Here is a 26,937-nt window from a genome sequence, read left to right as displayed (position 1 = left end):
AACGTGATTGGACGCTTGCGCGGCACACTGGCTGAGAAACAGCCGCCGCACCTGATTCTGGATGTAAACGGTCTGGGGTATGAGCTGGAAGTGCCCATGACCACGCTGTATCGCTTGCCGTCGGTCGGTGAACCGCTGACCTTGCACACCCATCTGGTTGTTCGTGAAGACGCGCAGTTACTCTATGGCTTCTTCGGCAAGCGTGAGCGAGACTTTTTTCGCGAGTTGATCCGTCTCAATGGTGTAGGGCCAAAATTGGCCTTGGCGTTGATGTCTAGCCTGGAAGTGGATGAGCTGGTCCGTTGCGTGCAATCACAGGACACCTCGGCACTGACCAAGGTGCCGGGCGTGGGCAAGAAGACGGCCGAGCGTTTGCTGGTGGAGCTCAAGGACCGCTTCAAGGCCTGGGAAACCGTACCAGCGATGTTTGCCCTGGTGCCAAACCAGCCGGGTGGGCCAGATGCGCCGGCCCCGGTCGCCACCGCCGAAAATGACGCGGTCAGCGCGCTGATTTCCCTGGGCTACAAGCCGCAGGAAGCCAGCAAGGCGATTTCTGCGATCAAGGAGAAAGGTTTGAGCAGTGAAGACATGATTCGTCGTGCCCTGAAGGGAATGATCTAAGTGATTGAAGCTGATCGTCTGATTGCCGCCACGCCCGGCCCTCGCGACCGCGAGGAAGTCCAGGACCGGGCGATTCGCCCTGTCAGTCTGGCCGAGTACATTGGTCAGCCGACCGTTCGCGAGCAAATGGAGTTGTTCATCCAGGCCGCTCGCGGGCGTAACGAGTCCCTGGACCACACGCTGATTTTCGGCCCGCCGGGTCTGGGTAAAACCACCCTGGCCAACATCATCGCCCAGGAAATGGGCGTGTCGATCAAGAGCACTTCGGGTCCGGTGCTTGAGCGCCCGGGTGATCTGGCGGCGCTGTTGACCAACCTTGAGCCTCACGACGTCCTGTTCATCGACGAAATCCATCGGCTGTCGCCGATCGTCGAAGAAGTGCTGTACCCGGCCATGGAAGATTTCCAGCTCGACATCATGATTGGTGAAGGGCCGGCCGCGCGCTCGATCAAACTGGATCTGCCGCCGTTCACCCTGGTGGGTGCGACGACCCGTGCCGGCATGCTGACCAATCCGTTGCGCGACCGGTTCGGGATCGTCCAGCGCCTGGAGTTCTACAACACCGCCGACCTGGCGACGATTGTCAGCCGTTCGGCAAACATCCTCGGCTTGCCGCTGGACCCGGAAGGCGCCTTTGAGATCGCCCGTCGCGCTCGTGGCACCCCGCGGATCGCCAACCGCTTGTTGCGCCGGGTTCGAGATTTCGCCGAAGTCCGTGCCAAGGGCCACATCACCAAGCCGATCGCCGACCTCGCCTTGAACCTGCTGGACGTCGACGAACGTGGCTTCGATCACCAGGACCGGCGTCTGCTGTTGACCATGATCGAGAAGTTCGACGGTGGGCCGGTGGGCGTGGACAGTCTGGCCGCTGCGATCAGCGAAGAGCGCCACACCATTGAAGACGTGCTGGAGCCGTATTTGATCCAGCAGGGCTACATCATGCGCACGCCGCGGGGGCGGGTGGTCACCCGGCACGCGTATCTGCACTTCGGTTTAAACATTCCGTCACGAATGGGCGAGATGCCCGTGGTAGACGAGTTCCTCGATGCGGTAGACGATTAATCACCTTTGCGGGCTGATTTATTCGGGATTTGCGCGGTCCTACGACCGTGCTTTTGCCAGAAAACCGTGAATCAATGAAAAACAGTTGCCTGGCCGGATTGGCAACCTGAGGAGTAAGCACTAGAGTATGCGCGCGCAAAACGGGCTTGAGCCTTTCGCACTTCGTTGTCGCGTTTATTACGAGGACACCGATGCGGGCGGCATCGTGTATTACGTCAATTACCTCAAGTTTATGGAACGGGCTCGAACCGAGCGGCTCCGGGATCTGGGTTTTGCCCAGTCCCAGCTGGCAGGAGAGGATCTGTTGTTTGTCGTGCATTCCAGCGAAGCGCGTTACCACGCGCCGGCGCGACTGGACGACGAGCTTCTGGTAAGCGCTGAAGTAATCGAATTGAACCGTGTCAGCCTGCGCTTCAAACAGCAGGTCAGGCGAGCCACGGATAATGCGCTGCTCTGCGAAGGGCAGTTTCTGGTGGCCTGTGTGCGCACTGAAAGTTTAAAGCCCCGGGCCATTCCCGAAGCTCTACGTGCGGCCTTTGCCGACGTGAGCGGCGCGGGTACACACTCAAAGCAGGAGATAAAGCGTGGAAGCTAACGTCGTCGACCATTCCTCCATGTGGAGCCTGGTCAGCAATGCCAGTATCGTGGTGCAACTGGTAATGCTGATCCTGGTAGCCGCATCGGTGACCTCATGGATCATGATCTTTCAGCGCAGCAACCTGCTGCGTGCCGGTCGACGTGCCCTGGAGAGCTTTGAAGAGCGCTTCTGGTCCGGTATCGACTTGTCCAAACTCTACCGTCAGGCCGGCAGCAACCCTGACCCGGATTCGGGCGTAGAACAGATCTTCCGTGCCGGTTTCAAGGAATTCTCCCGTCTGCGCCAGCAGCCAGGCGTTGACCCGGAAGCGGTCATGGAAGGTGTGGCCCGTGCCATGCGTGTCGCCATTTCCCGCGAAGAAGAAAAGCTCGAACAGAGCCTGCCGTTCCTCGCCACCGTCGGTTCCGTCAGCCCATACATCGGTCTGTTCGGTACCGTCTGGGGGATCATGAACTCCTTCCGTGGCCTGGCCACTGCCCAGCAAGCGACCCTGGCCACTGTGGCTCCGGGTATCGCCGAAGCACTGATTGCTACCGCGATTGGCCTGTTCGCAGCCATCCCGGCCGTTATCGCTTACAACCGTTTTGCTGCTCGCAGTGAAACCCTGCTGGGCCGTTACTACACCTTCGCCGATGAATTCCAGGCGATCCTGCACCGCAAAGTGCACACCAGCGAAGAATAAGCAGGTAATTTCCAATGGCTTTAATCGCTCGAGCTCGCAAAAAGCGCAAGCCGGTTGCCGAGATGAACGTGGTGCCTTACATCGACGTGATGCTGGTGCTGCTGGTTATCTTCATGGTGACCGCTCCGATGCTCAATCAGGGCGTGAAAGTTGATCTGCCCAAGGTTTCCAGCGAAGCCTTGCCGCAGGACAACAACACCCAGGTCCTGACCATTTCGATCAAGGCTGACAAGACCTACTACTGGAACCTTGGCAGCGAAGTCGACACTGAAAAGCAACAGGACAAGGCCATGACCTTGCCGCAGATGACTGACGCGGTGACCAAGATCATTCGCGCCGGTACTGAAGGCGGCAAGCGCACCCAGGTGTTCATCCGCGGCGACAAGACCGTCGATTACGGCTCCGTGATGGGCGCCATGGGCGGATTGCAGAAAGCCGGGGTCGGTAATGTTGGCTTGATTACCGAGGCACCCTGATGCAGCAAATGCGAGAGCCGTCCGCCTCGGAAAGCTACTTCTGGCCTAGTGTTCTGGCGATTGTCTTGCACGTGCTGGTGTTCGGCATGCTGTTCGTCAGTTTCGCCTTCACACCGGAGCTGCCGCCGGCCAAGCCGATTGTCCAGGCGACCTTGTACCAGCTGAAATCGAAGAGTCAGGCGACCACCCAGACCAATCAGAAGATTGCGGGTGAGGCGAAGAAATCCGCCGCGCGTCAGACCGAAGTCGAACAGATGGAACAGAAAAAGATCGAGCAGGAAGCGATCAAGGCCGCGGAACAAAAGAAGGAAGATGCGGCTCAAAAAGCCGAAGAATCCAAGAAGGCCGACGAGACGAAGAAAGCGGACGAGGCAAAAAAGGCTGATGAAGCCAAGAAAGCCGATGAAGCGAAGAAGACCGCCGAAGCCAAAAAGGTTGAAGAGAAACAATTGGCTGATATAGCCAAGAAGAAATCTGAAGAAGAAGCCAAAAAGGCTGCTGAAGAAGAGGCCAAGAAAGCGGCCGCTGAAGAAGCCAAGAAAAAGATTGTCGAAGACGCGAAGAAGAAAGCCGCGGAAGACGCCAAGAAGAAATCTGAAGCTGAAGAGGCGAAGAAGAAAGTCGCCGAAGACGCGAAGAAGAAAGCTGCTGCCGATGCTGCGAAGAAAAAATCGCAGGAAGCGGCACGTAAATCCGTCGATGAGAAAAAAGCTCAGGCCCTGGCCGATTTGCTTTCCGACACGACGGAGCGTCAGCAGGCCTTGGCGGATGAACAGGGTGATGAAGTCGCGGGTAACTTCGACGACTTGATTCGCTCCCGTGCTTCTGAAGGTTGGGCGCAGCCACCGTCGGCCCGTAAGGGTATGAAGGTGATCCTGCAAATCAACATGCTGCCTGACGGAACAATCTCCGGCGTATCGGTTGCCAAGTCCAGCGGTGATGTACCGTTCGACAGTTCAGCGGTAGCGGCGGTAAAAAATATTGGTCGATTGACCGAAATGCAGGGTCTGAAGCCAGCTGATTTCGCACCCTATCGTTCATTCAAGATGACATTCACACCTGAGGATCTAGCCTTGTGAGAAACCTTCTTCGAGGACTGCTTGTCGTCATGTTCTGCTTTGCAGGACTGGCCACCGCAGATGAAAAAAATATCCTGGTCAGCAGTGGTAGCTCCCAGGCAACTCCAATTGCCGTAGTGCCATTCGGTTTCCAGGGCGGCACCGTGCTGCCGGATGACATGGCCGAAATCATCGGTAACGACCTGCGCAACTCGGGTTACTACGCGCCGATTCCAAAGCAGAACATGATCAGCCAGCCGAGCCAGGCCAGCGAAATCATTTTCCGTGACTGGAAGGCGATCAGCGCTCAGTACATTATGGTCGGCAGCATTGTTCCAGCGGGCGGTCGCCTGCAGGTTCAATACGCTCTGTTCAACGTCGCCACCGAACAGCAAGTGCTGACCGGCAGCGTGTCGGGCAGCGTCGATCAACTGCGTGACATGGCGCACTACATCGCCGACCAGTCGTTCGAAAAACTCACCGGTATCAAAGGTGCGTTCTCGACACGCCTGCTGTACGTGACGGCTGAACGTTTCTCCGAGAAGAACACGCGCTACACGCTGCAACGTTCGGACTATGACGGTGCCCGCGCCGTGACCCTGCTGCAATCGCGCGAGCCGATCCTGTCGCCGCGTTTCGCACCGGATGGCAAGCGCATCGCTTACGTCTCGTTCGAGCAGAAGCGTCCGCGTATTTTCATGCAGAACATCGACACCGGTCGCCGTGAGCAGATCACCAACTTCGAAGGCCTGAATGGCGCGCCAGCCTGGTCGCCGGATGGTCAGCGTCTGGCGTTCGTATTGTCGAAAGACGGTAACCCGGACATCTATGTGATGAACCTGGGTTCGCGTCAGATCACTCGCGTCACCAACGGTCCCGGCATCAACACCGAACCGTTCTGGGGTAAGGATGGTTCGACCATCTACTTCACCTCCGACCGTGGCGGCAAGCCACAAATCTATAAAACCAGCGTCGGTGGTGGCGGTGCGGAACGTGTGACCTTTATTGGTAACTACAACGCCAACCCTAAACTTTCGGCTGATGAAAAGACCCTGGTGATGATTCACCGCCAGGATGGCTTCACTAATTTCAAGGTGGCGGCCCAGGATTTGCAGCGCGGTAGTGTAAAGATCCTCACTGATAGCACTCTGGACGAGTCACCTACTGTTGCGCCCAACGGCACCATGGTAATCTACGCCACCCGCCAGCAGGGCCGGGGAGTCTTGATGCTCGTGTCCATTAATGGACGCGTAAGGCTCCCGCTTCCTACCGCACAAGGCGAAGTCAGAGAACCTTCCTGGTCCCCTTACCTGAACTGACGCGGCGCTACACGTTTTACTTAACACACTGGGGTTCATTAGGAGTTTCACGATGGAAATGCTGAAGTTTGGTAAATTTGCTGCGCTGGCTCTGGCCATGGCTGTAGCTGTAGGTTGCTCGTCCAAAGGCGGCGACAACGCCGGTGAAGGCGCTGTTGATCCAAACGCTGGTTACGGCGCAAACACTGGTGCCGTTGACGGTTCCCTGAGCGAAGAAGCTGCTCTGCGCGCAATCACCACCTTCTACTTCGAATACGACAGCTCGGACTTGAAGCCAGAAGCCATGCGCGCTCTGGACGTTCACGCCAAAGACCTGAAAGCAAACGGCGCTCGCGTTGTTCTGGAAGGCAACACCGACGAACGTGGTACTCGTGAGTACAACATGGCACTGGGCGAGCGTCGTGCGAAAGCCGTTCAGCGCTACCTGGTACTGCAAGGTGTTTCCCCAGCTCAGCTGGAACTGGTTTCCTACGGCGAAGAGCGTCCAGTTGCTACCGGCAACGACGAGCAGTCCTGGGCTCAAAACCGTCGCGTCGAACTGCGTAAGTAATTCGTCATGCGAACGTGCCGTCGTGCTGTAACTGTTTTGGCTCTCAGCCTCGCACCGCTTGCGGTGTGGGCTGCGGTTCCTGTGGTCGATAACGACTCCGGCTATAACAATAGCGGGACTAGTAGTCCGCCTGCGGGTTACGGTACGAACGGCGCCTATGCCGGGGGAGGGGTTTCGGCCCCTGTCTCGGCACAGGGCGAGCTGTTCAACCAATTGCAATCCATGCAGGAGCAGATCTCACGCCAACAGGGTGTGATCGAAGTTCTGCAGAATGATGTATCGCGCATGAAGCAAGAGAGCCTGGAGCGATATCAGGATCTTGATCGGCGCATAGGAACCGGCGTTGCACCAGCCGCGACTCCTGATAATTCTTCAACCGGTGGCAGTTTGAATGCCCCCGGTGCAGCCGCTGGCGCAGGTGCAGGAGCGGCCGCCGCTCAAGCGCCTGCTGCGGGTAGCGAGCCGGCTGACCCGGCGAAGGAAAAACTGTATTACGATGCAGCCTTCGACCTGATCAAAGCCAAGGATTTCGACAAGGCCAGCCAGGCTTTTGCCGCATTCCTGCGCAAATACCCAAACAGCCAGTACGCGGGCAATGCCCAGTACTGGTTGGGTGAAGTGAATCTGGCCAAAGGCGATCTGCAAGGTGCAGGTCAGGCATTTGCCAAGGTTTCGCAGCTGTACCCCAAGCATCCAAAAGTGCCTGATTCGCTGTACAAGCTGGCTGATGTAGAACGCCGCCTCGGTCACACCGACAAGGTCAAAGGCATTCTGCAACAGGTCGTGTCGCAATACCCGGGCACTTCCGCCGCTCAGTTGGCCCAACGCGACTTGCAGCGTATGTAAGGCTGTTTGACCCGTATTGAAGAAACCCGCGCCTGTCGCGGGTTTTTTCGTTAGAATTCACGCCCTTTTTATGAAACACGCTTTTTGGGATCTGCGCGTTGGCGGGGTTCCTTGAAGTGCCTGACGGAGGCGGACAGCCTGTTTAGCTGTTATGCCCGTGGCGACTATGCAAGACACATTGAGAATCACCGAAGTTTTCTACTCGTTGCAGGGTGAAACGCGGACTGCCGGGCTGCCCACTGTTTTTGTGCGCCTGACCGGTTGCCCTTTGCGTTGCCAATACTGCGACAGCGCCTACGCGTTCACAGGCGGCACCATTCGCCCGCTCGACGATATCCTCGAGCAAGTGGCCGGTTTCCGTCCGCGTTACGTCTGTGTCACCGGTGGCGAGCCGCTGGCACAGCCCAACGCCATCCCATTACTCAAGCAGTTGTGTGACGCCGGTTACGAAGTGTCGCTGGAAACCAGCGGCGCGCTCGACATCTCGGCGGTCGATCCACGGGTCAGTCGCGTCGTCGACTTGAAAACCCCGGGTTCGAAAGAAGCACACCGCAACCGCTATGAAAACATCGAACTGCTCACGCCCAACGACCAGGTGAAGTTTGTTATCTGCTCGCGGGACGACTACGACTGGGCCGTCTCCAAGCTGATTCAGTACGGTCTGGACAAGCGTGCAGGCGAAGTGCTGTTTTCGCCAAGCCATCATGACCTGAATGCGCGGGATCTGGCTGACTGGGTGGTGGCGGACAATCTGCCTGTGCGTCTGCAATTGCAGCTGCATAAATATCTTTGGAATGACGAGCCGGGGCGCTGAGATGACTGAACAACTGAACACTTCTGAAAAACGTGCGGTCATCCTGCTGTCTGGTGGCCTCGACTCCGCGACGGTCGTGGCCATGGCCCGTGCTGAAGGTTACAGCTGCTACACCATGAGCTTTGACTACGGTCAGCGCTCTCACGCCGAACTGCACGCCGCAGAACGTGTCGCCCGGGATCTGGGCGTGGTGGAACACAAGGTGATCGGCCTCAATCTGAACGGAATCGGCGGTTCGGCACTGACCGACAGCAGCATCGACGTTCCGGAAGTGGCGGGCGAAGGTATTCCGGTGACTTACGTGCCGGCGCGCAACACGGTGTTTCTATCCCTGGCGCTGGGTTGGGCTGAAGTGCTCGGCGCGCGTGACATCTTTATCGGCGTGAACGCGGTGGATTACTCCGGTTACCCGGACTGCCGTCCCGAGTTCATCGAGTCTTTCGAGCGCACGGCCAATCTGGCGACGAAGGCCGGTGTAGAGGGCAATGGCTTCCGCATCCAGGCGCCGCTGCAGAACCTCAGCAAGGCGCAGATCGTCCAGGCAGGCGTGAAGCTGGGGGTCGATTACGGGCTGACCGTTTCCTGCTATCAGGCGGACGATAACGGCCGTGCGTGCGGCAAATGCGACAGCTGCCGACTGCGTGCAGAAGGTTTTGCAGCGGCCGGCGTGAGCGACCCAACACCTTATTTTTGATTTATTTCAAATTAGGTGTTGAATAGTCCTTAAAAATCAGTATTATACGCGCCACCACACAGCGGGTCGTTAGCTCAGTTGGTAGAGCAGTTGGCTTTTAACCAATTGGTCGTAGGTTCGAATCCCACACGACCCACCATTTTTGTAGCAGTTTTAAAAGTCTGGAAGGCCCACGCAAGTGAGGATTTCCGGATTTTTTTTTGCCCACAATTTGAGCTCGGCTCAACGCAAAGCTGCACTGCGTGACGCAGGTCAGAATCATCTTCTGCATCCACGGAATATTCTGTAGCCTTGCTCAGCTTCATCGCTGTCCGTGCCTGATGATACTCACTCTCCCGGCGGTACCCTGAAGGGTCCGGAGCCGGGTGTATACTCGACTTTCGCGCGAAAGCGCCTGCAGGTCTTGCGAACATGACGCAAATTTCCGAACGCCTTCTGGTTCAAGCCCACCTCGACGCCAAGCAGCCCAAACCGCTGACTGTCGAGGAGGAAGCTTATTACCGCACCGCCATCGCTGCCGAGCTCAAGGCTCAGGACGCGGTACTGGTTGCTCATTTCTATTGCGATCCGGTGATTCAGGCCCTGGCCGAAGAAACCGGTGGTTGCGTCTCCGACTCACTGGAGATGGCGCGCTTCGGCAGTGCTCACCCGGCCAAGACTGTGCTGGTCGCCGGCGTGAAGTTCATGGGCGAAACCGCCAAAATCCTCAATCCTGAAAAACGCATTCTGATGCCGACCCTGGAAGCGACCTGCTCGCTGGACCTGGGTTGCCCGGTGGATGAGTTCTCGGCGTTCTGCGATCAGCATCCGGAGCGCACGGTGGTGGTGTATGCCAACACCTCGGCGGCGGTCAAAGCCCGGGCGGATTGGGTGGTAACGTCCAGCTGCGCGCTGGAGATCGTCGAAAGCCTGATGGATAACGGCGAAACCATCATCTGGGGCCCGGACAAACACCTGGGCACCTACATTCAACGCCAGACTGGTGCGGACATGCTGCTGTGGGACGGTGCCTGCATCGTTCACGAAGAGTTCAAGTCCAAGCAGCTTGAAGACATGAAGGCGCTGTACCCGGACGCTGCGATTCTGGTGCACCCGGAGTCGCCGACTTCGGTGATCGAGCTGGCGGATGCCGTCGGTTCCACCAGTCAGTTGATTGCGGCGGCACAGAGCCTGCCGAACAAGACCCTGATCGTCGCCACCGATCGCGGCATCTTCTACAAGATGCAGCAGCTGTGCCCGGACAAGGTCTTCATCGAGGCGCCAACGGCCGGTAACGGCGCAGCGTGCCGCAGTTGCGCGCACTGCCCGTGGATGGCTATGAACACCCTTGAGCGCACGCTGAAGTGCTTGAAGGAAGGGACGAACGAGATCTTTGTGGATCCGGCGTTGATTCCGCAGGCGATTCGGCCGTTGAAGCGGATGCTGGATTTCACCCAGGCTGCGCGGATGAAGCTGGCCGGTAACGCCTGAGTTGTAAAAAATGTGGGAGCGGGCTTGCTCGCGATTGCGGTGGATCAGTCACTATTAATGTTGACTGATGCACCGCATTCGCAAGCAAGCCCGCTCCCACAGTGATTTTTGTCTGCCGAAATTACTTGGTCTTCTTCGGGATGCGTACTAGCTGGGTGTTCGAATACATGTCATGCCAGCTGCGTTTCTGTTTATCGAACAGCGACCAGAAGAATCCAAGGCCAACGCACAACAGCGACGCGATCGACACCACAAACCGCAGCAGCGCCTGCCACAGGCTGATGGACGAGCCGTCAGCGTTCTGCACGCGAATGCACCACACCTGCATGCCCAGCGTCTGGCCGGACCAGGTCCAGAACTTGGCAAAAAAACCAAACAACACAAACAGCAACACCGTCGATAGCAACGGATCACCGTCCAGCGCGCCGGCTTCGGTCAGGGTGCGCATCTTGTCTTCACCGATGATCGCCATCTGGATCATCTTGTAAACGCCGCTGGTGACGATCAGCAGGGCGGTGCACAGCAGGAAGTCATAGAACATCGCTGCCAGGCGACGACCCAGGGTGGCGGCGGGAAAGTCGCCCTGGGGTTTGAGCAGGTGTTTCGACATGGCAGCCTCTGGACGGAAAAAAGAAGCCATTTTACGGATTTACGCGCACAAAAAAGCCCCTGATGTCAGCATCAGGGGCTTTTTCGTTACAGAAGATTAGGCTTCTGCTTGTACTTCGTCAGCCTGCATGCCTTTCTGGCCTTGCACAGCAACGAAAGTCACTTTCTGGCCTTCTTTCAGGCTCTTGAAGCCGTTGCCCTGAATAGCGCGGAAATGCACGAACAGATCCGGACCGCTTTCTGGAGTGATAAAACCAAAACCTTTCTCGTCGTTAAACCACTTGACGGTACCGCTCTGACGTTGGGACATTTCTTATTTCCTTTGACGCAAAAATTAATGACAGCCTCCTTCTCATGAAAGAGTACTGGGGCTGGTTGCAGGAGAGTAAGAAGACGTCGAACGGGATGTAGCTAACTTGTAGGCTACTGCCCAGGTCACGATTCCAAGCGACCCATGCAAACACAGTGAACAAACTCTACGCCAACTACGGGAGAAAAAACAAGCCCCCGCGAGAGGCCCGGTTTTGCTCAGGTTGATGGCGTTAGTGTGTCCACTAGTGCTGGCTTATTCGATAGGGCTGTTCAATTGTTTTCGAACGTTATAAGCAACGTTCATAAACGAAGCTAGAACCAAAGACATGCACTGTTTTATGGCGGTTGCGTTACACATTAGTGCACTGTTAGCGCAACCGCGTTACTTATAGAAACAGTCAATCAGCCACGATAGTAGCGTTGTGGAACAAATGGCATTTTGCTTACAAGCAAAGGCACCTTTTTCCCACGCACAATCGCCCATACAGGTGTATCGATGGCGATGTAAGCGCTGTCGAGGTAACCCATGGCCAATGGACCACCCAGGGTGGGGCCGAAACCACCGCTGCACACGGCTCCGATGATGTCGCCCGCTTCGTTGACGATTTCTGCGCCTTCACGCACCGGCGTGCGTTCCTGAGGCAGCAGACCTACACGTTTGCGGCTGACGCCGGCTTGTTGTTGAGCGAACACGGTCTCGGCACCCGGGAAGCCGCCGGCCCGTGCGCCATCAGCGCGACGTGGCTTGGACATGGCCCACAGCAGACTGGCTTCAATCGGGGTGGTCTCGGTGTTCATGTCGTGGCCGTAGAGGCACAGGCCGGCTTCCAGGCGCAGCGAATCGCGAGCGCCAAGGCCGATGGCCGCCACTTCAGGTTCGGCCAGCAGCGCGCGCGCCAGGGCTTCGGCGTTGGCGGCCGGTACGGAGATTTCGAACCCGTCTTCACCGGTGTAGCCCGAACGGCTGACAAAACACTCGACGCCCAGCAGTTTCACACGGGTGAACTGCATGAAGGTCATCTTCGCCACTTCAGGCGCCAGGCGCGCGAGCACGGTGACCGCAGCCGGACCTTGCAGGGCCAGCAGCGCGCGTTCTTCGAACAGCGGCTCAATCGTGCACTGGTCGCCGATGTGCTGGCGCAGATGCGCCAGGTCTTGGTCCTTGCAGGCGGCGTTGACCACCAGGAACAGTTCGTCGTTACCCAGGTTGGCGACCATCAAGTCATCAAGAATGCCGCCGGTTTCGTTGGTGAACATGGCGTAGCGCTGCATGCCCACCGGCAGGTCGATGATGTCCACCGGCACCAGGGTTTCCAGGGCCTTGGCGGCATTGGCACCGGTCAGGCGGATCTGGCCCATGTGCGAGACATCGAACAGCCCGGCCTGATCACGGGTGTGCTGGTGTTCTTTCATCACGCCCAACGGGTATTGCACCGGCATGTCGTAACCGGCAAACGGCACCATGCGCGCGCCGAGTTCGATGTGCAGTGCGTGCAGCGGGGTTTTCAGCAATTGTTCGGTGGACATATTCAGCTCCTGAAAAAAGTGTGCGGATGCGCGTGAGCATCAGCACTCGATAATGTTGACCGCCAAACCGCCACGGGCGGTTTCCTTGTATTTGCTTTTCATGTCGGCGCCGGTCTGGCGCATGGTGCGGATGACCTTGTCGAGGGAGACGAAGTGCTGACCGTCGCCGCGCAGGGCCATGCGCACCGCATTGATGGCTTTCACCGAACCCATGGCGTTGCGCTCGATGCAAGGCACTTGCACCAGTCCGCCAATCGGGTCGCAGGTCAGGCCCAAGTTGTGTTCCATGCCGATTTCGGCAGCGTTTTCCACTTGCTGCACCGTGCCGCCAAGTACTTCGCACAGCGCGCCGGCTGCCATGGAGCAGGCGACGCCGACTTCACCCTGACAACCGACTTCGGCGCCGGAGATCGAGGCGTTTTCTTTATAGAGAATGCCGATGGCGGCGGCGGTCAGCAGAAAACGCACGACGCCGTCTTCGTTGGCGCCGGGAATAAACCGCATGTAGTAATGCAGCACCGCCGGGACGATGCCCGCTGCACCGTTAGTGGGCGCGGTGACGACGCGTCCGCCGTTGGCGTTTTCTTCGTTGACCGCCAGCGCGTACAGGTTGACCCAGTCCAGCACCGACAGCGGATCGCGCAACGCCGATTCGGGGTTCTTGCACAGTTGCCGATGCAGTGCAGCGGCCCGACGTTTGACCTTCAAACCACCGGGCAGAATCCCTTCATTGCGGCAACCGGCGGCAACGCAGTCCTGCATCACTTGCCAAATGTTCAGCAGTCCGGCGCGGGTTTCCGCTTCCGGGCGCCAGGCACTTTCGTTGGTCAGCATGACCTGGCTGATGGACAAGCCGTAAGTGGCGCAGTGAGCGAGCAGGTCTTTGGCGCTTTTGAACGGGAAGGTCAGCGGCGTGGCGTCTTCGACAATGCGGTCGGCGCCGGCGGCGTCTTCATCGACGACGAATCCGCCGCCGACCGAGTAGTACTCGCGGCTGCGGATTTGTATGCCCGCCGCGTCGAACGCCCGAAAGATCATGCCGTTGGGGTGATAGGGCAACGGCTTGCGAATCATCGCCAAATGTTCTTTCTCGTTGAACGCAATGCTGTGTTCGCCGAGCAGGTTCAAGCGACCATTGCCGCGAATGTCTTGCAGACGGGCGGCGACGGTTTCGGTGTTCACGGTGTCCGGGTGTTCGCCTTGCAGGCCGAGCAACACGGCTTTGTCGCTGCCGTGGCCTTTACCGGTGGCGCCGAGTGAGCCGTAGAGCTCGACTTTGACGCAGGCGGTTGCAGTCAGCAGCCCTTCACGGCGCAAGCCTTCGGCAAAGCGCGCGGCTGCACGCATCGGGCCGACGGTGTGGGAGCTGGAGGGGCCGATGCCAATCTTGAACAGGTCGAACACGCTTAACGACATGGTTGTTCTCCGGTTTCTTGTTATAGGAATGGCGGAATCTAGAGGTGGGCACGAACCCCTGTGGGAGCGGGCTTGCTCGCGAATGCGGTGTGTCAGGCAGCATAGATGGTGACTGATCCACCGCATTCGCGAGCAAGCCCGCTCCCACAAGGGGATGTGTGGTGTTCTTGAGTGGGACGGGATTAACCGCCCCACACTGTTTTAAGCGTAGCTTTCGATCGACGGGCAAGCGCAAACCAGGTTGCGATCGCCAAACACGTTGTCGACGCGACCGACCGGTGGCCAGTACTTGCCTTCGATCAGCGACGCGACCGGGTACACCGCTTGCTCACGGCTGTACGGATGCGTCCACTCGCCCACGATTTCCGCCGCGGTGTGCGGGGCGTTTTTCAGCGGGTTGTCTTCTTTGTCCAGCGTGCCGTTTTCCACTGCGCGGATTTCTTCGCGGATGCGGATCATGGCGTCGCAGAAGCGGTCCAGTTCTTCCTTGGATTCGCTTTCGGTCGGCTCGATCATCAGCGTGCCGGCCACTGGGAACGACATGGTCGGGGCGTGGAAACCGAAGTCGATCAGGCGCTTGGCGACGTCATCGACGCTGATGCCGCTGCTGTCTTTCAGCGGACGCAGGTCGAGGATGCATTCGTGCGCCACCAGGCCGTTGCTGCCGGTGTAGAGCACTGGGTAATGCTCTTCGAGGCGACGGGAAATGTAGTTGGCATTGAGGATCGCCAGCTGCGAAGCGCGCTTGAGACCCGCACCGCCCATCATCCGAATGTACATCCAGGTGATCGGCAAAATGCTCGCGCTGCCGAACGGTGCCGCGCAGACCGCGCCTTCCTTGCGCTCCATGGTGCCGTGACCCGGCAGGAACGGCGTCAGGTGCGACTTGACGCCGATCGGGCCGACACCCGGGCCGCCACCGCCGTGCGGGATGCAGAAGGTTTTGTGCAGGTTCAGGTGGGACACGTCGCCGCCGAACTTGCCCGGGGCGCAGAGGCCGACCATGGCGTTCATGTTGGCGCCGTCGATGTACACCTGGCCGCCGTGGTCATGAATGATGCCGCAGATTTCGCGGATGCCTTCTTCGAACACGCCGTGGGTCGACGGGTAGGTGATCATCAATGCCGCGAGATGCTCGCGGTGCTCGATGGCCTTGGCGCGCAGGTCTTCGATGTCGACGTTGCCACGGGCATCGCACGCCGTCACGACCACACGCATGCCAGCCATATTGGCGGTGGCCGGGTTGGTGCCATGGGCGGAGGACGGGATCAGGCAGATGTCGCGACGATCTTCGCCACGGCTCTGGTGATAGGCGCGAATCGCCAGCAGGCCGGCGTACTCACCCTGGGAACCGGCGTTTGGTTGCAGCGAGATCGAATCGTAGCCAGTCGCGGCGCACAGCATCGCTTCCAGTTCGTCGGTCAGTTGCTGGTAGCCGGCGCTTTGCTCGGCCGGAGCGAACGGGTGCAGGGCACCGAATTCAGCCCAGGTCACCGGGATCATTTCACTGGCGGCGTTGAGTTTCATGGTGCACGAACCCAGCGGGATCATAGTGCGATCCAGGGCCAGGTCCTTGTCGGCGAGCTTGCGCAGGTAGCGCATCAGCTCGGTTTCCGAGTGATAACGGTTGAACACCGGGTGGCTGAGGATCGGCGATTGGCGCACCAGCGCGGCCGGGAGGGTGCTGACCACGGAAGCGGCGAGGGTGGCGAAGTCCGGCAGCGCCTTACCGTCGGCGAACAGGGTCCACAGGGTTTCCACGTCGGCTTGCGAGGTGGTTTCGTCGAGGGACAGGCCCAGACGTTCAGCATCGACCACGCGCAGGTTGATCTGCTGGGCACGCGCCTTGTCGTGCAACGCGACAGTGTTGGCGCCGGTTTTAATGGTCAGCGTGTCGAAGAAGCTTTCTTGCTCGACGTTCAGCCCCAATGCGCTCAAGCCTTTGGCCAGAATCGCGGTCAGGTGATGAATGCGGTTGGCGATCTGGGTCAGTCCTTTCGGACCGTGATACACGGCGTACATGCTGGCGATGTTGGCCAGCAAAACCTGCGCGGTGCAGATGTTCGACGTGGCCTTTTCGCGGCGGATGTGCTGCTCGCGGGTCTGCATCGCCAGGCGCAGGGCCGGCTTGCCGAAGCGGTCCACGGAGACACCGACCAGACGGCCCGGCATGTCACGCTTGAACGCATCTTTCGTCGAGAAATAAGCCGCGTGCGGGCCACCGAAGCCCAGCGGCACGCCGAAGCGTTGCGCGCTGCCGATGGCCACGTCGGCGCCGAACTCGCCTGGCGGGGTCAGCACGGTCAGGGCCAGCAGGTCGGCGGCGACCGCGACCAAGGCGTTGGCGGCGTGGAAGCGTTCGGTCAGTTCGCGGTAATCGAAGACGTCACCGTTGCTGGCCGGGTATTGCAGCAGGGCGCCGAAGAACGGCGTCACGTCAGTCAGTGCTTGCTCGTCGCCGACCACTACGTCGATGCCCAACGGCTCGGCACGGGTGCGCAGCACGTCGAGGGTTTGCGGGTGGCAATGCACGGAAGCGAAGAAGGCGTGGCTGCCTTTGTTCTTGCTCAGGCGCTTGCAGAAGGTCATCGCTTCGGCGGCGGCGGTGGCCTCATCCAGCAGCGAGGCGTTGGCGATCGGCAGGCCGGTGAGGTCGCTGATCAGGGTCTGGAAGTTCAGCAGCGCTTCGAGACGGCCCTGGGAAATTTCTGGCTGGTATGGGGTGTACGCGGTGTACCAGGCCGGGTTTTCCAGCAGGTTGCGCAGGATCGGCGACGGCGTGTGGGTGCCGTAGTAACCCTGGCCGATGTAGGTCTTGAACAGCTGGTTTTTGCCGGCGATGGATTTGATCAGGGCCAGGGCATCGGCTTCGCTCAGGCCATCTTCGAGGCCGAGCACGCTGGTGCCCTTGATGCTGTCCGGGATGACGCTGGCGCTCAGGGCTTCCAGGGAGTCAAAACCGAGGCTGTTGAGCATGGCTTGCTCGTCGCCGGAACGCGGGCCGATGTGGCGGGCGATGAATTCGTTGGCAGTGCTGAGATTTACTTGGGACATGTCGGTTCCTCAGGCTTCGGCGTTGGCTTTGATCAGACGGTCGTAAGCGTCCTGATCCAGCAGTTTGGCGACAGCCGAAGCGTCGGTTGGCTGAAAGCGGAAGAACCAGCCTTCGCCCATCGGGTCTTCGTTGACCAGTTCAGGGCTGCTGTCCAGCGCCGGGTTCACTTCCAGCACGTCACCGTCCAGTGGCATGTACACGCCGCTGGCAGCTTTTACCGATTCCACGGTGGCGGCTTCGACGCCTTTGTCGTAGGACTGCAGCTCAGGCAGTTGTACGAAAACCACGTCGCCCAAGGCGTTCTGTGCGAAGGCGGTGATGCCGACTGTGACGGTGCCGTCAGCTTCGGTGCGCAGCCATTCGTGATCTTCAGTAAAACGCAACTCGCTCATGGAAACTCCTAAGGGGGCCAGACTCGTCTGGTGGACGCGATTGAATGCTGGGCTAAAGCCCTTCTTTATAGGTGGTTACTAAGCAAGATCGTGGCCAAAGTTGTTTAGTCTTTATAAATCAATGGTTTAAGTGATTTTGGCGTGCGCGAAAGTATTGCGCCTGTAGCGAAATCGCTACAGCCAGAAGCAAAGAAAAAAGCCTAGGAGGATCAAAGCCTTGCGCAGCGGTGTTCAGAGGAGAGTGTATCGTTATCGTTCCGCTGTAGCGCTTTCAGTACAGATGGAGGTCGTTTTTGAAGAGGTTTTGGGCCGGACACAAACCCTGTGGGAGTGAGCCTGCTCGCGATGGCGGTGTGTCAGTCAACACATGCAGCGACTGACACACCGCTATCGCGAGCAGGCTCGCTCCTACAGTGATTTTGTGTGGGGCGGGAGATTGTATTTCCGGCCTCACGGCTTGTTGGGAATCCCGTACTTGCGCAGTCGATGGGCGATGGCGGTGTGGGAGGTTTGCAGGCGGCTGGCCAGTTGCCGGGTCGAGGGGTAGCTGACGTAGAGTTTTTCCAGCAGGGTCTTTTCGAACTCTTCCATCGCCTGCTCCAGGCTATCAACGTCGCTGTCGCTCTGGCGCGCCACCGAGGTGCCGGCGATGTCGAGGTCGCCGATGTCCACCAGGCTGCTTTCGCAAATCGCCGCCGCACGGAAGATCACGTTCTGCAATTGCCGCACGTTGCCCGGCCAGCGGTTACCCAGCAGTGCAGGATAAGTCCCCGGCGCGAGACGACAGACCGGGCGCTGGATCTGCGCGCAGGCCTGCTGCATGAAATAGCGCGCCAGCAGCAGGATGTCCTGACCGCGTTCGCGCAGGGGCGGGACTTCGACATTCAGGACGTTGAGGCGATAGAACAAGTCTTCGCGGAACGAACCTTCGCTGACCATTTTTTCCAGATTGCGGTGAGTCGCGCTCAGGATTCGCACATTGACCTTTACCTCGCGATCACCGCCCACTCGCCGGAAGCTGCCGTCGTTGAGGAACCTCAGCAACTTCGCCTGCAAGTACGGCGACATTTCGCCGATCTCGTCGAGAAACACCGTGCCCTGGTTGGCCAGCTCCATCAACCCCGGTTTGCCGCCCCGTTGCGCGCCGGTGAAGGCGCCGGGGGCATAGCCGAACAGTTCGCTTTCGGCGAGGTTCTCCGGCAATGCCGCGCAGTTCAGCGCCAGGAACGGCGAGCTGTGCCGAGCGCTGATGGCGTGGCAGGCCCGCGCCACCAATTCTTTGCCGGTGCCGGTTTCGCCCTGGATCAGCAGCGGAGCATCGAGTGCCGCCACGCGCTGGGCGCGTGCCTTGAGGGTACGGATCGCCGGGGACTCGCCGAGCAACGCGTCGAAACCTTCTGCGTGATCGTGGTGCAGCGCCGAGAGGCGTTCGCCGATGCGGTTCGGTTGATACAGGGTCAGCAGGGCGCCGGCGTCGGTGATCGGCGTGGCGTCCAGTAGCAGGGTCTGGCCATTGACGGTGATCTCGCGCAACGGCAAGCGAAAGCCATTTTCGAGCAATACGCCGAGCAACGCCGGGTCGGCGAACAGGTCGGCGACGCTTTCACCGGCCGGTTCGCGCCCGTACAACGCGATCAGCGCCGGGTTGGCCAGCAGCACTTTGCCGTCGCTGTCGAGGGCCAGCACCGGGTCGGTCATGGCGGCGAGCAGCGCGTCGAGCTGCAAGTGCCGGCGTTGGCCGGGAAGAATGTCGACCACCGTCATCGCTTGCACGCCACGCACGCTGAGCAACGCATCGCGCAGCTCTTCGAGCACTTCCGGGCTCAGGGTCGGAGCGTCGATGTACACGTTGGGCGGGACCATTTCCACCGCATCCAGATTGAGATTGCGCCCACCGAGCAGGGCCAGGACTTCCTGGGTAATGCCGACGCGGTCGATGAAGCTGACGTGGATACGCATGGGGCGGTTTTCAATCTGGCGAGCGGAGGGGGGCAAGTATGCCTTGGGGCGGGTCTCAGGTGAAATGCACGTGTTCAACCTGTAGGAGCGAGGCTTGCCCGCGAAGAGGCCATCAAGACCGCTAAAAGCTTCGCGGGCAAGCCTCGCTCCTACAGGTCGTGGGCCGCAGTCTTTCAGTCGGCATCCATAGCGAATGAAAGTCCGTCATCGCGAGCAGGCTCGCTCCCATAAGGGGGCGTAGGTTACTCGAAGTTCTCGAGGTTTACCGGGTCGCCGGATTTCATATCCAACTGCTTGCGGATGTCTTCAAACATCAAATCGTAATGCTTGTGAATCGAGCCGATCTGGCTGTGTTTCTTCGGAATTCCGTGTTTCTCGGCGATATTCGTCACGTTGTTGGCGAAGTTGTAAGCCTCCTCCTTGGGCAGAAAGAAGGTCTCTTTCATGTCCTTTCCCTGCATGCTGCCGTGCAGGGTGAACAGTACCCCTTTGCCTTTGTTGGGATCCTGCGTGACCTCATAGTCGAGGTGCACGTTGTAGCTGACATCATCCGGGAGCTGCGCGTGGCGCTCGATGTGCAAGTGACCGGGCTCGAACGTTGCCATTGACGTTTCTCCTTATAAGTAAGTAATGCCAGGTTTCGCCGTGCTGATGCGCGTGCCGGCCCTGCCCTGGACGATCGCTTCGATGTCCGAGAGTGAACCGATCACCGCAGTTTTTCCAGTATGGCGGGCGAACTCGCAGGCCGCCTGCACCTTCGGTCCCATGGAGCCGGCGGCGAAGCCGAGTTTTTCCAGTTCGTCGGGGTGGGCCTGGGCGATGGCTTTCTGGGTCGGTTTGCCGAAGTCGATGTAGACGGCGTTGACGTCGGTGGCGATCACCAGCAGATCGCTTTCCAGCTGTTCGGCCAGCAGCGCCGAGCACAGGTCTTTATCGATGACCGCTTCCACGCCTTGCAGTTTGCCGCTGGCGCCGTACATCGTCGGAATGCCGCCACCGCCGGCGCAGATCACGATGCTGCCTTTTTCCAGCAGCCATTTGATCGGGCGGATTTCGAAGATGCGTTTGGGTCTCGGGCTGGCCACCACGCGACGGTATTTGTCGCCGTCCGGGGCAATCGCCCAGCCTTTCTCGGCGGCGAGTTTTTCCGCTTCGGCTTTGGCGTAGACCGGGCCGATGGGTTTGGTGGGGTTCTGGAACGCCGGGTCGTTGGCGTCGACTTCGACCTGGGTCAGGAGGGTGGCGAAGGGCACTTCGAAATCCAGCAGGTTGCCCAGTTCCTGTTCGATGATATAGCCGATCATGCCTTCGGTTTCGGCACCGAGCACGTCCAGCGGATAAGGCGAAACCGAGGTGTAAGCGGCGGCTTGCAACGACAACAACCCAACCTGCGGACCATTGCCGTGAGCGATCACCAGTTCGTTGCCGGCATAAATCTTGGCGATCTGTTCGGTGGCGACGCGGATGTTGGCGCGTTGATTGTCCGCGGTCATGGGTTCACCCCGGCGGAGCAGGGCGTTACCGCCCAGAGCAACGACGATACGCATAATGCAGTCCTTCTACAGAGAGCGGGCCAACGACTCGGTCTACTGTGGGAGCGGGCTTGCTCGCGAAAGCGTCCTGTCAGGCAGCATGGATGGTGACTGACACACCGCTTTCGCGAGCAAGCCCGCTCCCACATTGACCATGTTTCGTCAGTGGGAGCCGGATGGGCCGTTAGATATCCGCCAGCGCCGACACCAGGATCGCCTTGATGGTGTGCATGCGGTTTTCCGCTTGCTCGAAGGCGATGTTGGCCGGCGATTCGAAGACTTCTTCAGTCACCTCCACGCCATTGGCCAGGTTCGGGTAGCGCGCGGCGATGTCTTTGCCGACCTTGGTTTCGCTGTTGTGGAACGCCGGCAGGCAGTGCATGAATTTCACGCGCGGGTTGCCCGAGGCTTTCATCATCGCCGCGTTGACCTGGTACGGCAGCAGTTGCTCGATGCGCTCGTCCCACGCTTCCACCGGCTCACCCATCGACACCCAGATGTCGGTGTGGATGAAGTCCACGCCCTTGACCGCTTCCTTCGGGTCTTCGGTGATGGTGATGCGCGCGCCGCTTTCCTCAGCGAAGGCTTTGCACTGGGCGATGAAATCAGCGTGCGGCCACAAGGCTTTCGGTGCGGCGATGCGCACGTCCATGCCGAGTTTGGCGCCGATCATCAGCAGCGAGTTGCCCATGTTGTAGCGCGCGTCGCCTAGGTAGGCGTAGCTGATGTCGTGCAGTGGCTTGTCGCTGTGCTCACGCATGGTCAGGGTGTCGGCAATCATTTGTGTCGGGTGGAATTCGGCGGTCAGGCCGTTGAACACCGGCACACCGGCGAACTTGGCCAGCTCTTCGACGATTTCCTGTTCGAAGCCCCGGTACTCGATGGCGTCGAACATCCGCCCCAGCACGCGGGCGGTGTCTTTCATGCTTTCCTTGTGGCCGATCTGCGACGACACCGGGTCGATGTAGGTGACGTGGGCGCCTTGGTCATGGGCCGCGACTTCGAAGGCGCAACGGGTGCGGGTCGAGGTTTTTTCGAAGATCAACGCGATGTTTTTGCCTTGCAGGTGCGGACGCTCGGTGCCGGTGTACTTGGCGCGCTTGAGGTCGCGGGACAGGTCCAGCAGGTAATTGAGCTCGCGAGTCGTGTGGTGCATCAGCGAGAGCAGGCTGCGGTTGCGCATATTGAAAGCCATTTTGGATCTCCTTGGGTTTCGGTTATCCGCCTGCTTCGCGCTTTATGAGCGCGAAGCAGGGCATAAAAAATTAATAGTCGATAGGGTCGCGAATGATCGGGCAGGTCATGCAGTGGCCGCCGCCACGGCCACGTCCCAGTTCGCCGGCGCTGATGGTGATGACTTCCACGCCGGCCTTGCGCAGCAGGGTGTTGGTGTAGGTGTTGCGGTCGTAGCCGATCACCACGCCGGGCTCCAGGGCCACCACGTTGTTGCCGTCGTCCCATTGCTCGCGTTCGGCGGCGAAGCTGTTGCCGCCGGTTTCCACCACGCGCAGCGTTTTGAGGTTGAGGGCCTTGGCGACGGTGTCGAGGAAGCTGGTTTCTTCGCGGCGAATATCGATGCCGCCCGGTTTGCTTTCGTCAGGGCGCAAGGTGAAGGCGACGATCTGGTTCACCACTTCCGGGAAGATCGTGACGAGGTCGCGGTCGCAGAAGCTGAACACGGTGTCCAGGTGCATCGCTGCGCGGGACTTCGGCAGGCCGGCGACGATGACCTTCTCGACGGCTTTGTTCTTGAACAGGTTCACCGCCAGTTGGCCGATGGCCTGGCGGGACGAACGCTCGCCCATGCCGATCAACACCACACCGTTGCCGATCGGCATCACATCGCCGCCCTCGAGGGTGGCGTTGCCGTGTTCCTGGTCCGGGTCGCCGTACCAGATTTCAAAGTCGGCGTTGGTGAACTGTGGGTGGAATTTGTAGATGGCGCTGGCCAGCAGGGTTTCCTGACGACGCGCCGGCCAGTACATCGGGTTCAGCGTCACGCCACCGTAGATCCAGCAGGTGGTGTCGCGGGTGAACTGGGTGTTGGGCAGCGGCGGCAGAATGAAGCTGGAGTGGCCGAGGAAATCGCGGAACATCTGGATGGTCTTGCCACCGAAGCTGTCCGGCAGGTCATCGGCGGAGACGCCGCCGATCAGGAACTCGGCGATATGGCGCGGCTCCAGGCTGCGCAACCACGAACCCACTTCGTGGATCAGGCCCAGGCCAACCGAGTTGGCGGTGACCTTTCGTTCCAGAATCCAGTCGAGGGCTTCAGGGATTGCAACGATGTCGGTCAGCAGGTTGTGCATTTCCAGCACATCAATGTTGCGTTCACGCATCTTGGTGACGAAGTCGAAATGGTCGCGCTTGGCCTGGGCCACCCACAGCACATCGTCGAAAAGCAGCTCGTCGCAGTTATTCGGGGTCAGCCTCTGATGGGCCAGACCTGGGGAGCAAACCAGGACTTTGCGCAGTTTGCCGGCTTCGGAATGTACGCCGTACTTAACTTTTTCCGTGGTCATTACAGTGATCCTCCAGATGACAAATGAGTCGTGTGTTACAGGGTCAGGAAGCCGTCATACAGGCCGTAGGCCGCCACCAGGGCGCCCACGACAACGGCGGCGAAAATCAGCTTCTCGACGTTGGTGAAAACCGGTTTGTTGACTTCCAGCTTGGCCTTGGCGAACAGGATCGCGCCGGGGGCATAGAGCAGGGCGGAGAGCAGCAGGTATTTGACGCCGCCGGCATAGATCAGCCAGATCGCGTAAATCAACGCAACGGCGCCGATGAACAGGTCTTTGCTGCGTTCGGCCGCTGCGTTTTCATAGCTCTCGCCACGTACCGCCAGCAGCAGGGCGTAAGCCGCTGACCACAGGTAAGGCACCAGAATCATCGAGGTGGCGAGGTAGATCAGCGACAAGTAAGTGCTGGCCGAAAACAGGGTGATGATCAGGAACAGCTGAACCATAGCGTTGGTCAGCCACAAGGCATTGACCGGTACATGGTTGGCGTTTTCCTTGCGCAGAAACGCCGGCATGGTGTGGTCCTTGGCGGCAGCGAACATGATCTCCGCACACAGCAGCACCCACGACAGCAGCGCACCCAGCAGGGAAATGATCAGACCTACGCTGATCAGTGCCGCGCCCCACGGACCAACGACATGTTCCAGCACCGCAGCCATCGACGGGTTCTGCAGTTTGGCCAGTTCCGGTTGGGTCATGATGCCCAGGGACAGCACGTTCACCAGCACCAGAAACAGCAACACGGTGATGAAACCGATCACGGTGGCCTTGCCGACGTCGCTGCGTTTTTCCGCCCGGGCCGAGAAAATGCTCGCGCCTTCGATGCCGATGAATACCCACACGGTGACCAGCATCATCTTGCGCACCTGGTTCATCACACTGCCCAGGTCCGGGTTTTTCAGGCCCCAGATGTCGGCGGTGAAGATGTCCAGTTTGAATGCGAAAATGGCGATCAGGACAAACAACACCAGCGGCACGATCTTGGCGACAGTGGTCACCAGGTTGATGAACGCCGCTTCCTTGATTCCCCGCAGCACGAGGAAATGCACACCCCAGAGCAGCACCGACGCGCCGATCACGGCCGCCACGGTGTTGCCTTCGCCGAAGATCGGAAAGAAGTAGCCGAGGGTGCTGAACAACAGCACGAAATAACCGACGTTGCCCAGCCACGCACTGATCCAGTAACCCCAGGCGGACGAGAAACCCATGTAGTCGCCAAAACCGGCCTTGGCATAGGCGTAGACACCACCATCCAGGTCAGGCTTGCGGTTGGCCAGGGTTTGAAAGACGAACGCGAGGGTCAGCATGCCGACCGCGGTAATGGCCCAACCGATCAGCACGGCGCCGACATCGGCACTGGCGGCCATGTTCTGGGGCAAAGAGAAAATCCCGCCACCAATCATAGAGCCGACAACCAGTGCAACCAGTGCGCCGAGTTTCAGTTTTCCGGGGGTATCAGACATTGCATGACTCCAATGCAGGAGAAGAGAGACAACAGACTAAATCTATTAACTGTTCAATTAGCTGACATAGATCAGTGCATGGGCACATTCCATTGTTAATGAAAGACTTATGAACTTTTCGTGGGCATAACTGTATAAACGCAAATGCCCTTTCCAGAGGCCTCGGCTAGATTTAATGGGCGTAACCGGAATTACTTGGAGTTTTGAAGCTAGTCTGTTTTCGGGTTTACGCAAATTTTTGATGTCTGTTTTCAGTACGGAATTGCTTTATCAGGAATGACACATAAAACTGCTATGTGCCATTTGTCATAGATTGGTCGGTTATAAATAAAACTCGTTTATAGGCGTTAATTAATAAACGTTACTGCGCTTTATCTATTTGGTTAAATAATTGAACGAAGGGGAGCTCCCAATGTCGCAACCGACGCAAAAGCTTCGCCTGAGTGCGCTGATCGCCCTGGTGGTGGGATCGATGATTGGCGGCGGGATTTTTTCCTTGCCGCAAAACATGGCGGCGCGTGCCGATGTCGGGGCGATATTGATTGGTTGGGCGATCACCGCCATCGGCATGCTGACCCTGGCCTTCGTGTTCCAGACCCTGGCCAACCGCAAACCCGAACTGGACTCCGGGGTGTACGCCTACGCCAAGGCCGGGTTCGGCGATTACATGGGATTTTCATCCGCGTGGGGTTACTGGATCAGTGCGTGGCTGGGCAACGTCGGGTATTTCGTGTTGCTGTTCAGCACCCTCGGTTACTTCTTTCCGGTGTTTGGCCAAGGCAATACGCCGATCGCCATCGGCTGCGCCTCGGTGCTGCTGTGGGCCGTGCATTTTCTGGTGCTGCGCGGGATCAAGGAGGCGACCTTCATCAACCAGCTGACCACCGTGGCCAAGATCGTGCCGCTGATCATGTTCATCGTCATCGCCGCGGTGGCCTTCAAGGCGGACATTTTTACCCGCGACATCTGGGGCCGCAGCAACCCGAATTTCGGCGGCGTGATGGACCAGGTGCGCAACATGATGCTGGTCACCGTGTTCGTGTTCATCGGCATTGAAGGCGCCAGTGTGTATTCGGCCAGGGCGCAGAAACGCTCGGATGTCGGCCGGGCAACGGTGATCGGTTTTCTCGGCGTGTTGGCGTTGTTGGTGCTGGTGAACGTGTTATCCCTGGGGATCATGAGCCAACCGGAATTGGCCACCTTGCAGAACCCGTCGCTGGCGGCGGTGCTGGAGCATATCGTCGGTCCTTGGGGGGCGCTGCTGATCAGTATTGGCCTGGCGATTTCGCTGCTGGGTGCATTGTTGTCCTGGGCGCTGCTCTGCGCCGAAATTCTCTTCGCCACCGCTAAAGACAAGACCATGCCGGCCTTCCTGACGAAGGAAAACGCCAATCATGTGCCGGTCAATGCGCTGTGGCTGACCAACGTGATGATCCAGATTTTCCTGCTGATCACGCTGTTTTCGGCCGGCACTTACACCAGCCTGATCTACCTAGCGTCGTCGATGATCCTGGTGCCTTATCTGTGGTCGGCGGCGTATGCGGTGCTGTTGAGCGGACGCGGCGAAACCTACGAGCACGCCTCGGCTGAGCGGACCAAGGACCTGATGATCGGCGGCATCGCCCTGGGTTACGCGGTGTGGTTGTTGTACGCGGGCGGGGTGAAGTATTTGCTGCTGTCGGCGCTGTTGTATGCGCCGGGGGTGATCTTGTTCGCCAAGGCCAAGCGTGAGCAAGGCGAGCCGTTGTTTACCCATATCGAGAAAGGGATTTTTACCTGCGTCATCAGCGGGGCAGGACTGGCGGCGTATGGGTTGTACAGCGGGTTGCTGTCGTTGTGAGGTGGCTGCGGGCACCGGTTTTTGTGTTGAGTGTTCCGGCCCCTTCGCGAGCAAGCTCGCTCCCATAGGTTTTGTGCTCGACGCAGATCCAATGTGGGAGCGAGCCTGCTCGCGATAGCT

25 protein-coding genes and 1 tRNA gene are annotated in these 26,937 nt (G+C 59.0%); 14 read left to right on the top strand and 12 right to left on the bottom strand.

What is annotated here, in order from left to right; genetic code table 11:
• Positions 1–3: 3 nt before the first annotated feature.
• The 13 genes from ruvA (at position 4) to nadA (ending at position 10,190) form a co-directional block, all read left to right on the top strand.
• Positions 4–621, top strand: a complete 618-nt coding sequence (gene ruvA, locus ACA051_RS22840) for a Holliday junction branch migration protein RuvA (RefSeq protein WP_007897033.1) — start codon at positions 4–6, stop codon at positions 619–621.
• Positions 622–1,683, top strand: a complete 1,062-nt coding sequence (gene ruvB, locus ACA051_RS22835; protein WP_219095501.1) for a Holliday junction branch migration DNA helicase RuvB — start codon at positions 622–624, stop codon at positions 1,681–1,683.
• Between the two features lie 127 nt (positions 1,684–1,810).
• Positions 1,811–2,278 carry a tol-pal system-associated acyl-CoA thioesterase gene (gene ybgC, locus ACA051_RS22830; protein ID WP_010457477.1) on the top strand — a complete coding sequence of 156 codons (468 nt, stop codon included), beginning with the start codon at positions 1,811–1,813 and terminating at the stop codon, positions 2,276–2,278.
• A complete protein-coding gene (gene tolQ, locus ACA051_RS22825; protein ID WP_008147369.1) occupies positions 2,268–2,963 on the top strand; it encodes a protein TolQ in 696 nt (231 codons plus the stop codon). The genes ybgC and tolQ overlap by 11 nt, the downstream gene beginning before the upstream one ends.
• A 23-nt stretch (positions 2,964–2,986) precedes the next feature.
• On the top strand, positions 2,987–3,439 hold the full coding sequence (gene tolR, locus ACA051_RS22820) for a protein TolR (protein WP_161807482.1): 453 nt from the start codon (positions 2,987–2,989) through the stop codon (positions 3,437–3,439).
• On the top strand, positions 3,439–4,518 hold the full coding sequence (gene tolA / locus ACA051_RS22815) for a cell envelope integrity protein TolA (RefSeq protein ID WP_131059802.1): 1,080 nt from the start codon (positions 3,439–3,441) through the stop codon (positions 4,516–4,518). Before tolR ends, tolA begins: the two co-directional genes overlap by 1 nt.
• 29 nt (positions 4,519–4,547) lie before the next feature.
• Positions 4,548–5,816: a Tol-Pal system beta propeller repeat protein TolB gene (tolB, locus tag ACA051_RS22810; RefSeq protein ID WP_497304895.1), complete on the top strand. Its 1,269-nt coding sequence runs from the start codon at positions 4,548–4,550 to the stop codon at positions 5,814–5,816.
• Positions 5,817–5,868: 52 nt separating this feature from the next.
• Positions 5,869–6,366 (top strand): peptidoglycan-associated lipoprotein Pal, encoded by a 498-nt coding sequence (pal, locus tag ACA051_RS22805; RefSeq protein WP_003178634.1) that lies wholly within the window; start codon positions 5,869–5,871, stop codon positions 6,364–6,366.
• Positions 6,367–6,372: 6 nt separating this feature from the next.
• A complete protein-coding gene (gene ybgF / locus ACA051_RS22800) occupies positions 6,373–7,212 on the top strand; it encodes a tol-pal system protein YbgF (protein WP_497372024.1) in 840 nt (279 codons plus the stop codon).
• A 166-nt stretch (positions 7,213–7,378) separates the two neighbouring features.
• Positions 7,379–8,026: a 7-carboxy-7-deazaguanine synthase QueE gene (gene queE, locus ACA051_RS22795; protein WP_219095497.1), complete on the top strand. Its 648-nt coding sequence runs from the start codon at positions 7,379–7,381 to the stop codon at positions 8,024–8,026.
• Between the two features lies 1 nt (position 8,027).
• Positions 8,028–8,720, top strand: a complete 693-nt coding sequence (gene queC, locus ACA051_RS22790; protein WP_497304891.1) for a 7-cyano-7-deazaguanine synthase QueC — start codon at positions 8,028–8,030, stop codon at positions 8,718–8,720.
• Positions 8,721–8,783: 63 nt separating this feature from the next.
• A tRNA-Lys gene (locus tag ACA051_RS22785) sits at positions 8,784–8,859 on the top strand.
• Positions 8,860–9,131: 272 nt separating this feature from the next.
• Positions 9,132–10,190, top strand: coding sequence for a quinolinate synthase NadA (nadA, locus tag ACA051_RS22780; protein ID WP_497304889.1), 1,059 nt, complete (start codon positions 9,132–9,134; stop codon positions 10,188–10,190).
• Between the two features lie 121 nt (positions 10,191–10,311).
• On the opposite strand, the gene ACA051_RS22775 is transcribed toward nadA, so the two are convergent.
• The 12 genes from ACA051_RS22775 to arcD (ACA051_RS22720) all read right to left on the bottom strand — a co-directional run bounded on the left by ACA051_RS22775 (position 10,312) and on the right by arcD (ACA051_RS22720) (position 24,977).
• Positions 10,312–10,800, bottom strand: coding sequence for an RDD family protein (locus ACA051_RS22775; RefSeq protein WP_497304887.1), 489 nt, complete (start codon positions 10,798–10,800; stop codon positions 10,312–10,314).
• 96 nt (positions 10,801–10,896) lie between these two features.
• On the bottom strand, positions 10,897–11,109 hold the full coding sequence (locus ACA051_RS22770) for a cold-shock protein (RefSeq protein WP_003175786.1): 213 nt from the start codon (positions 11,107–11,109) through the stop codon (positions 10,897–10,899).
• 404 nt (positions 11,110–11,513) lie between these two features.
• Entirely contained in the window at positions 11,514–12,638 is a 1,125-nt protein-coding gene (gene gcvT, locus ACA051_RS22765; protein ID WP_497372022.1) for a glycine cleavage system aminomethyltransferase GcvT, read from the bottom strand.
• Positions 12,639–12,677: 39 nt separating this feature from the next.
• Positions 12,678–14,054: an L-serine ammonia-lyase gene (locus ACA051_RS22760; protein WP_497372020.1), complete on the bottom strand. Its 1,377-nt coding sequence runs from the start codon at positions 14,052–14,054 to the stop codon at positions 12,678–12,680.
• Between the two features lie 201 nt (positions 14,055–14,255).
• Positions 14,256–17,108 (bottom strand): aminomethyl-transferring glycine dehydrogenase, encoded by a 2,853-nt coding sequence (gcvP, locus tag ACA051_RS22755; protein WP_497372018.1) that lies wholly within the window; start codon positions 17,106–17,108, stop codon positions 14,256–14,258.
• Positions 17,109–17,117: 9 nt separating this feature from the next.
• Positions 17,118–17,501: a glycine cleavage system protein GcvH gene (gcvH, locus tag ACA051_RS22750; protein WP_497372016.1), complete on the bottom strand. Its 384-nt coding sequence runs from the start codon at positions 17,499–17,501 to the stop codon at positions 17,118–17,120.
• A 450-nt stretch (positions 17,502–17,951) separates the two neighbouring features.
• The gene (gcsR, locus tag ACA051_RS22745) at positions 17,952–19,460 is read right to left on the bottom strand and encodes a transcriptional regulator GcsR (RefSeq protein ID WP_403107280.1); all 1,509 of its coding nucleotides are present in this window, start codon (positions 19,458–19,460) and stop codon (positions 17,952–17,954) included.
• Positions 19,461–19,702: 242 nt separating this feature from the next.
• Positions 19,703–20,065 carry a DUF5064 family protein gene (locus ACA051_RS22740; RefSeq protein ID WP_497304877.1) on the bottom strand — a complete coding sequence of 121 codons (363 nt, stop codon included), beginning with the start codon at positions 20,063–20,065 and terminating at the stop codon, positions 19,703–19,705.
• Positions 20,066–20,077: 12 nt separating this feature from the next.
• Complete coding sequence (arcC, locus tag ACA051_RS22735; protein WP_497304876.1) at positions 20,078–21,007, bottom strand: carbamate kinase; 930 nt, start codon at positions 21,005–21,007, stop codon at positions 20,078–20,080.
• Between the two features lie 169 nt (positions 21,008–21,176).
• Positions 21,177–22,187 carry an ornithine carbamoyltransferase gene (locus ACA051_RS22730; protein ID WP_150639427.1) on the bottom strand — a complete coding sequence of 337 codons (1,011 nt, stop codon included), beginning with the start codon at positions 22,185–22,187 and terminating at the stop codon, positions 21,177–21,179.
• Between the two features lie 70 nt (positions 22,188–22,257).
• Entirely contained in the window at positions 22,258–23,514 is a 1,257-nt protein-coding gene (gene arcA, locus ACA051_RS22725; protein WP_497372014.1) for an arginine deiminase, read from the bottom strand.
• Positions 23,515–23,549: 35 nt separating this feature from the next.
• The gene (gene arcD / locus ACA051_RS22720) at positions 23,550–24,977 is read right to left on the bottom strand and encodes an arginine-ornithine antiporter (RefSeq protein ID WP_497372012.1); all 1,428 of its coding nucleotides are present in this window, start codon (positions 24,975–24,977) and stop codon (positions 23,550–23,552) included.
• 412 nt (positions 24,978–25,389) lie between these two features.
• Between arcD (ACA051_RS22720) and arcD (ACA051_RS22715) the strand changes: the two genes are divergently transcribed.
• The gene (arcD, locus tag ACA051_RS22715) at positions 25,390–26,817 is read left to right on the top strand and encodes an arginine-ornithine antiporter (RefSeq protein ID WP_497304871.1); all 1,428 of its coding nucleotides are present in this window, start codon (positions 25,390–25,392) and stop codon (positions 26,815–26,817) included.
• Positions 26,818–26,937: the final 120 nt, after the last annotated feature.

This window comes from Pseudomonas sp. LBUM1669 (genome assembly GCF_059695705.1).
This window is presented reverse-complemented; position numbering and strand designations above follow the sequence as displayed.

Coding starts and splice junctions, on each gene's coding strand:
- arcC (WP_497304876.1), bottom strand. CDS start 21,007: ATGCGTATCGTCGTTGCTCTGGGCGGTAACGCCCTGCTCCGCCGGGGT.
- gcvP (WP_497372018.1), bottom strand. CDS start 17,108: ATGTCCCAAGTAAATCTCAGCACTGCCAACGAATTCATCGCCCGCCAC.
- tolA (WP_131059802.1), top strand. CDS start 3,439: ATGCAGCAAATGCGAGAGCCGTCCGCCTCGGAAAGCTACTTCTGGCCT.
- queE (WP_219095497.1), top strand. CDS start 7,379: ATGCAAGACACATTGAGAATCACCGAAGTTTTCTACTCGTTGCAGGGT.
- nadA (WP_497304889.1), top strand. CDS start 9,132: ATGACGCAAATTTCCGAACGCCTTCTGGTTCAAGCCCACCTCGACGCC.
- ybgF (WP_497372024.1), top strand. CDS start 6,373: ATGCGAACGTGCCGTCGTGCTGTAACTGTTTTGGCTCTCAGCCTCGCA.
- gcsR (WP_403107280.1), bottom strand. CDS start 19,460: ATGCGTATCCACGTCAGCTTCATCGACCGCGTCGGCATTACCCAGGAA.
- ACA051_RS22770 (WP_003175786.1), bottom strand. CDS start 11,109: ATGTCCCAACGTCAGAGCGGTACCGTCAAGTGGTTTAACGACGAGAAA.
- ACA051_RS22740 (WP_497304877.1), bottom strand. CDS start 20,065: ATGGCAACGTTCGAGCCCGGTCACTTGCACATCGAGCGCCACGCGCAG.
- pal (WP_003178634.1), top strand. CDS start 5,869: ATGGAAATGCTGAAGTTTGGTAAATTTGCTGCGCTGGCTCTGGCCATG.
- arcD (WP_497372012.1), bottom strand. CDS start 24,977: ATGTCTGATACCCCCGGAAAACTGAAACTCGGCGCACTGGTTGCACTG.
- ybgC (WP_010457477.1), top strand. CDS start 1,811: ATGCGCGCGCAAAACGGGCTTGAGCCTTTCGCACTTCGTTGTCGCGTT.
- ACA051_RS22775 (WP_497304887.1), bottom strand. CDS start 10,800: ATGTCGAAACACCTGCTCAAACCCCAGGGCGACTTTCCCGCCGCCACC.
- arcA (WP_497372014.1), bottom strand. CDS start 23,514: ATGACCACGGAAAAAGTTAAGTACGGCGTACATTCCGAAGCCGGCAAA.
- tolB (WP_497304895.1), top strand. CDS start 4,548: ATGTTCTGCTTTGCAGGACTGGCCACCGCAGATGAAAAAAATATCCTG.
- ACA051_RS22760 (WP_497372020.1), bottom strand. CDS start 14,054: ATGTCGTTAAGCGTGTTCGACCTGTTCAAGATTGGCATCGGCCCCTCC.
- ACA051_RS22730 (WP_150639427.1), bottom strand. CDS start 22,187: ATGGCTTTCAATATGCGCAACCGCAGCCTGCTCTCGCTGATGCACCAC.
- gcvH (WP_497372016.1), bottom strand. CDS start 17,501: ATGAGCGAGTTGCGTTTTACTGAAGATCACGAATGGCTGCGCACCGAA.
- gcvT (WP_497372022.1), bottom strand. CDS start 12,638: ATGTCCACCGAACAATTGCTGAAAACCCCGCTGCACGCACTGCACATC.
- queC (WP_497304891.1), top strand. CDS start 8,028: ATGACTGAACAACTGAACACTTCTGAAAAACGTGCGGTCATCCTGCTG.
- arcD (WP_497304871.1), top strand. CDS start 25,390: ATGTCGCAACCGACGCAAAAGCTTCGCCTGAGTGCGCTGATCGCCCTG.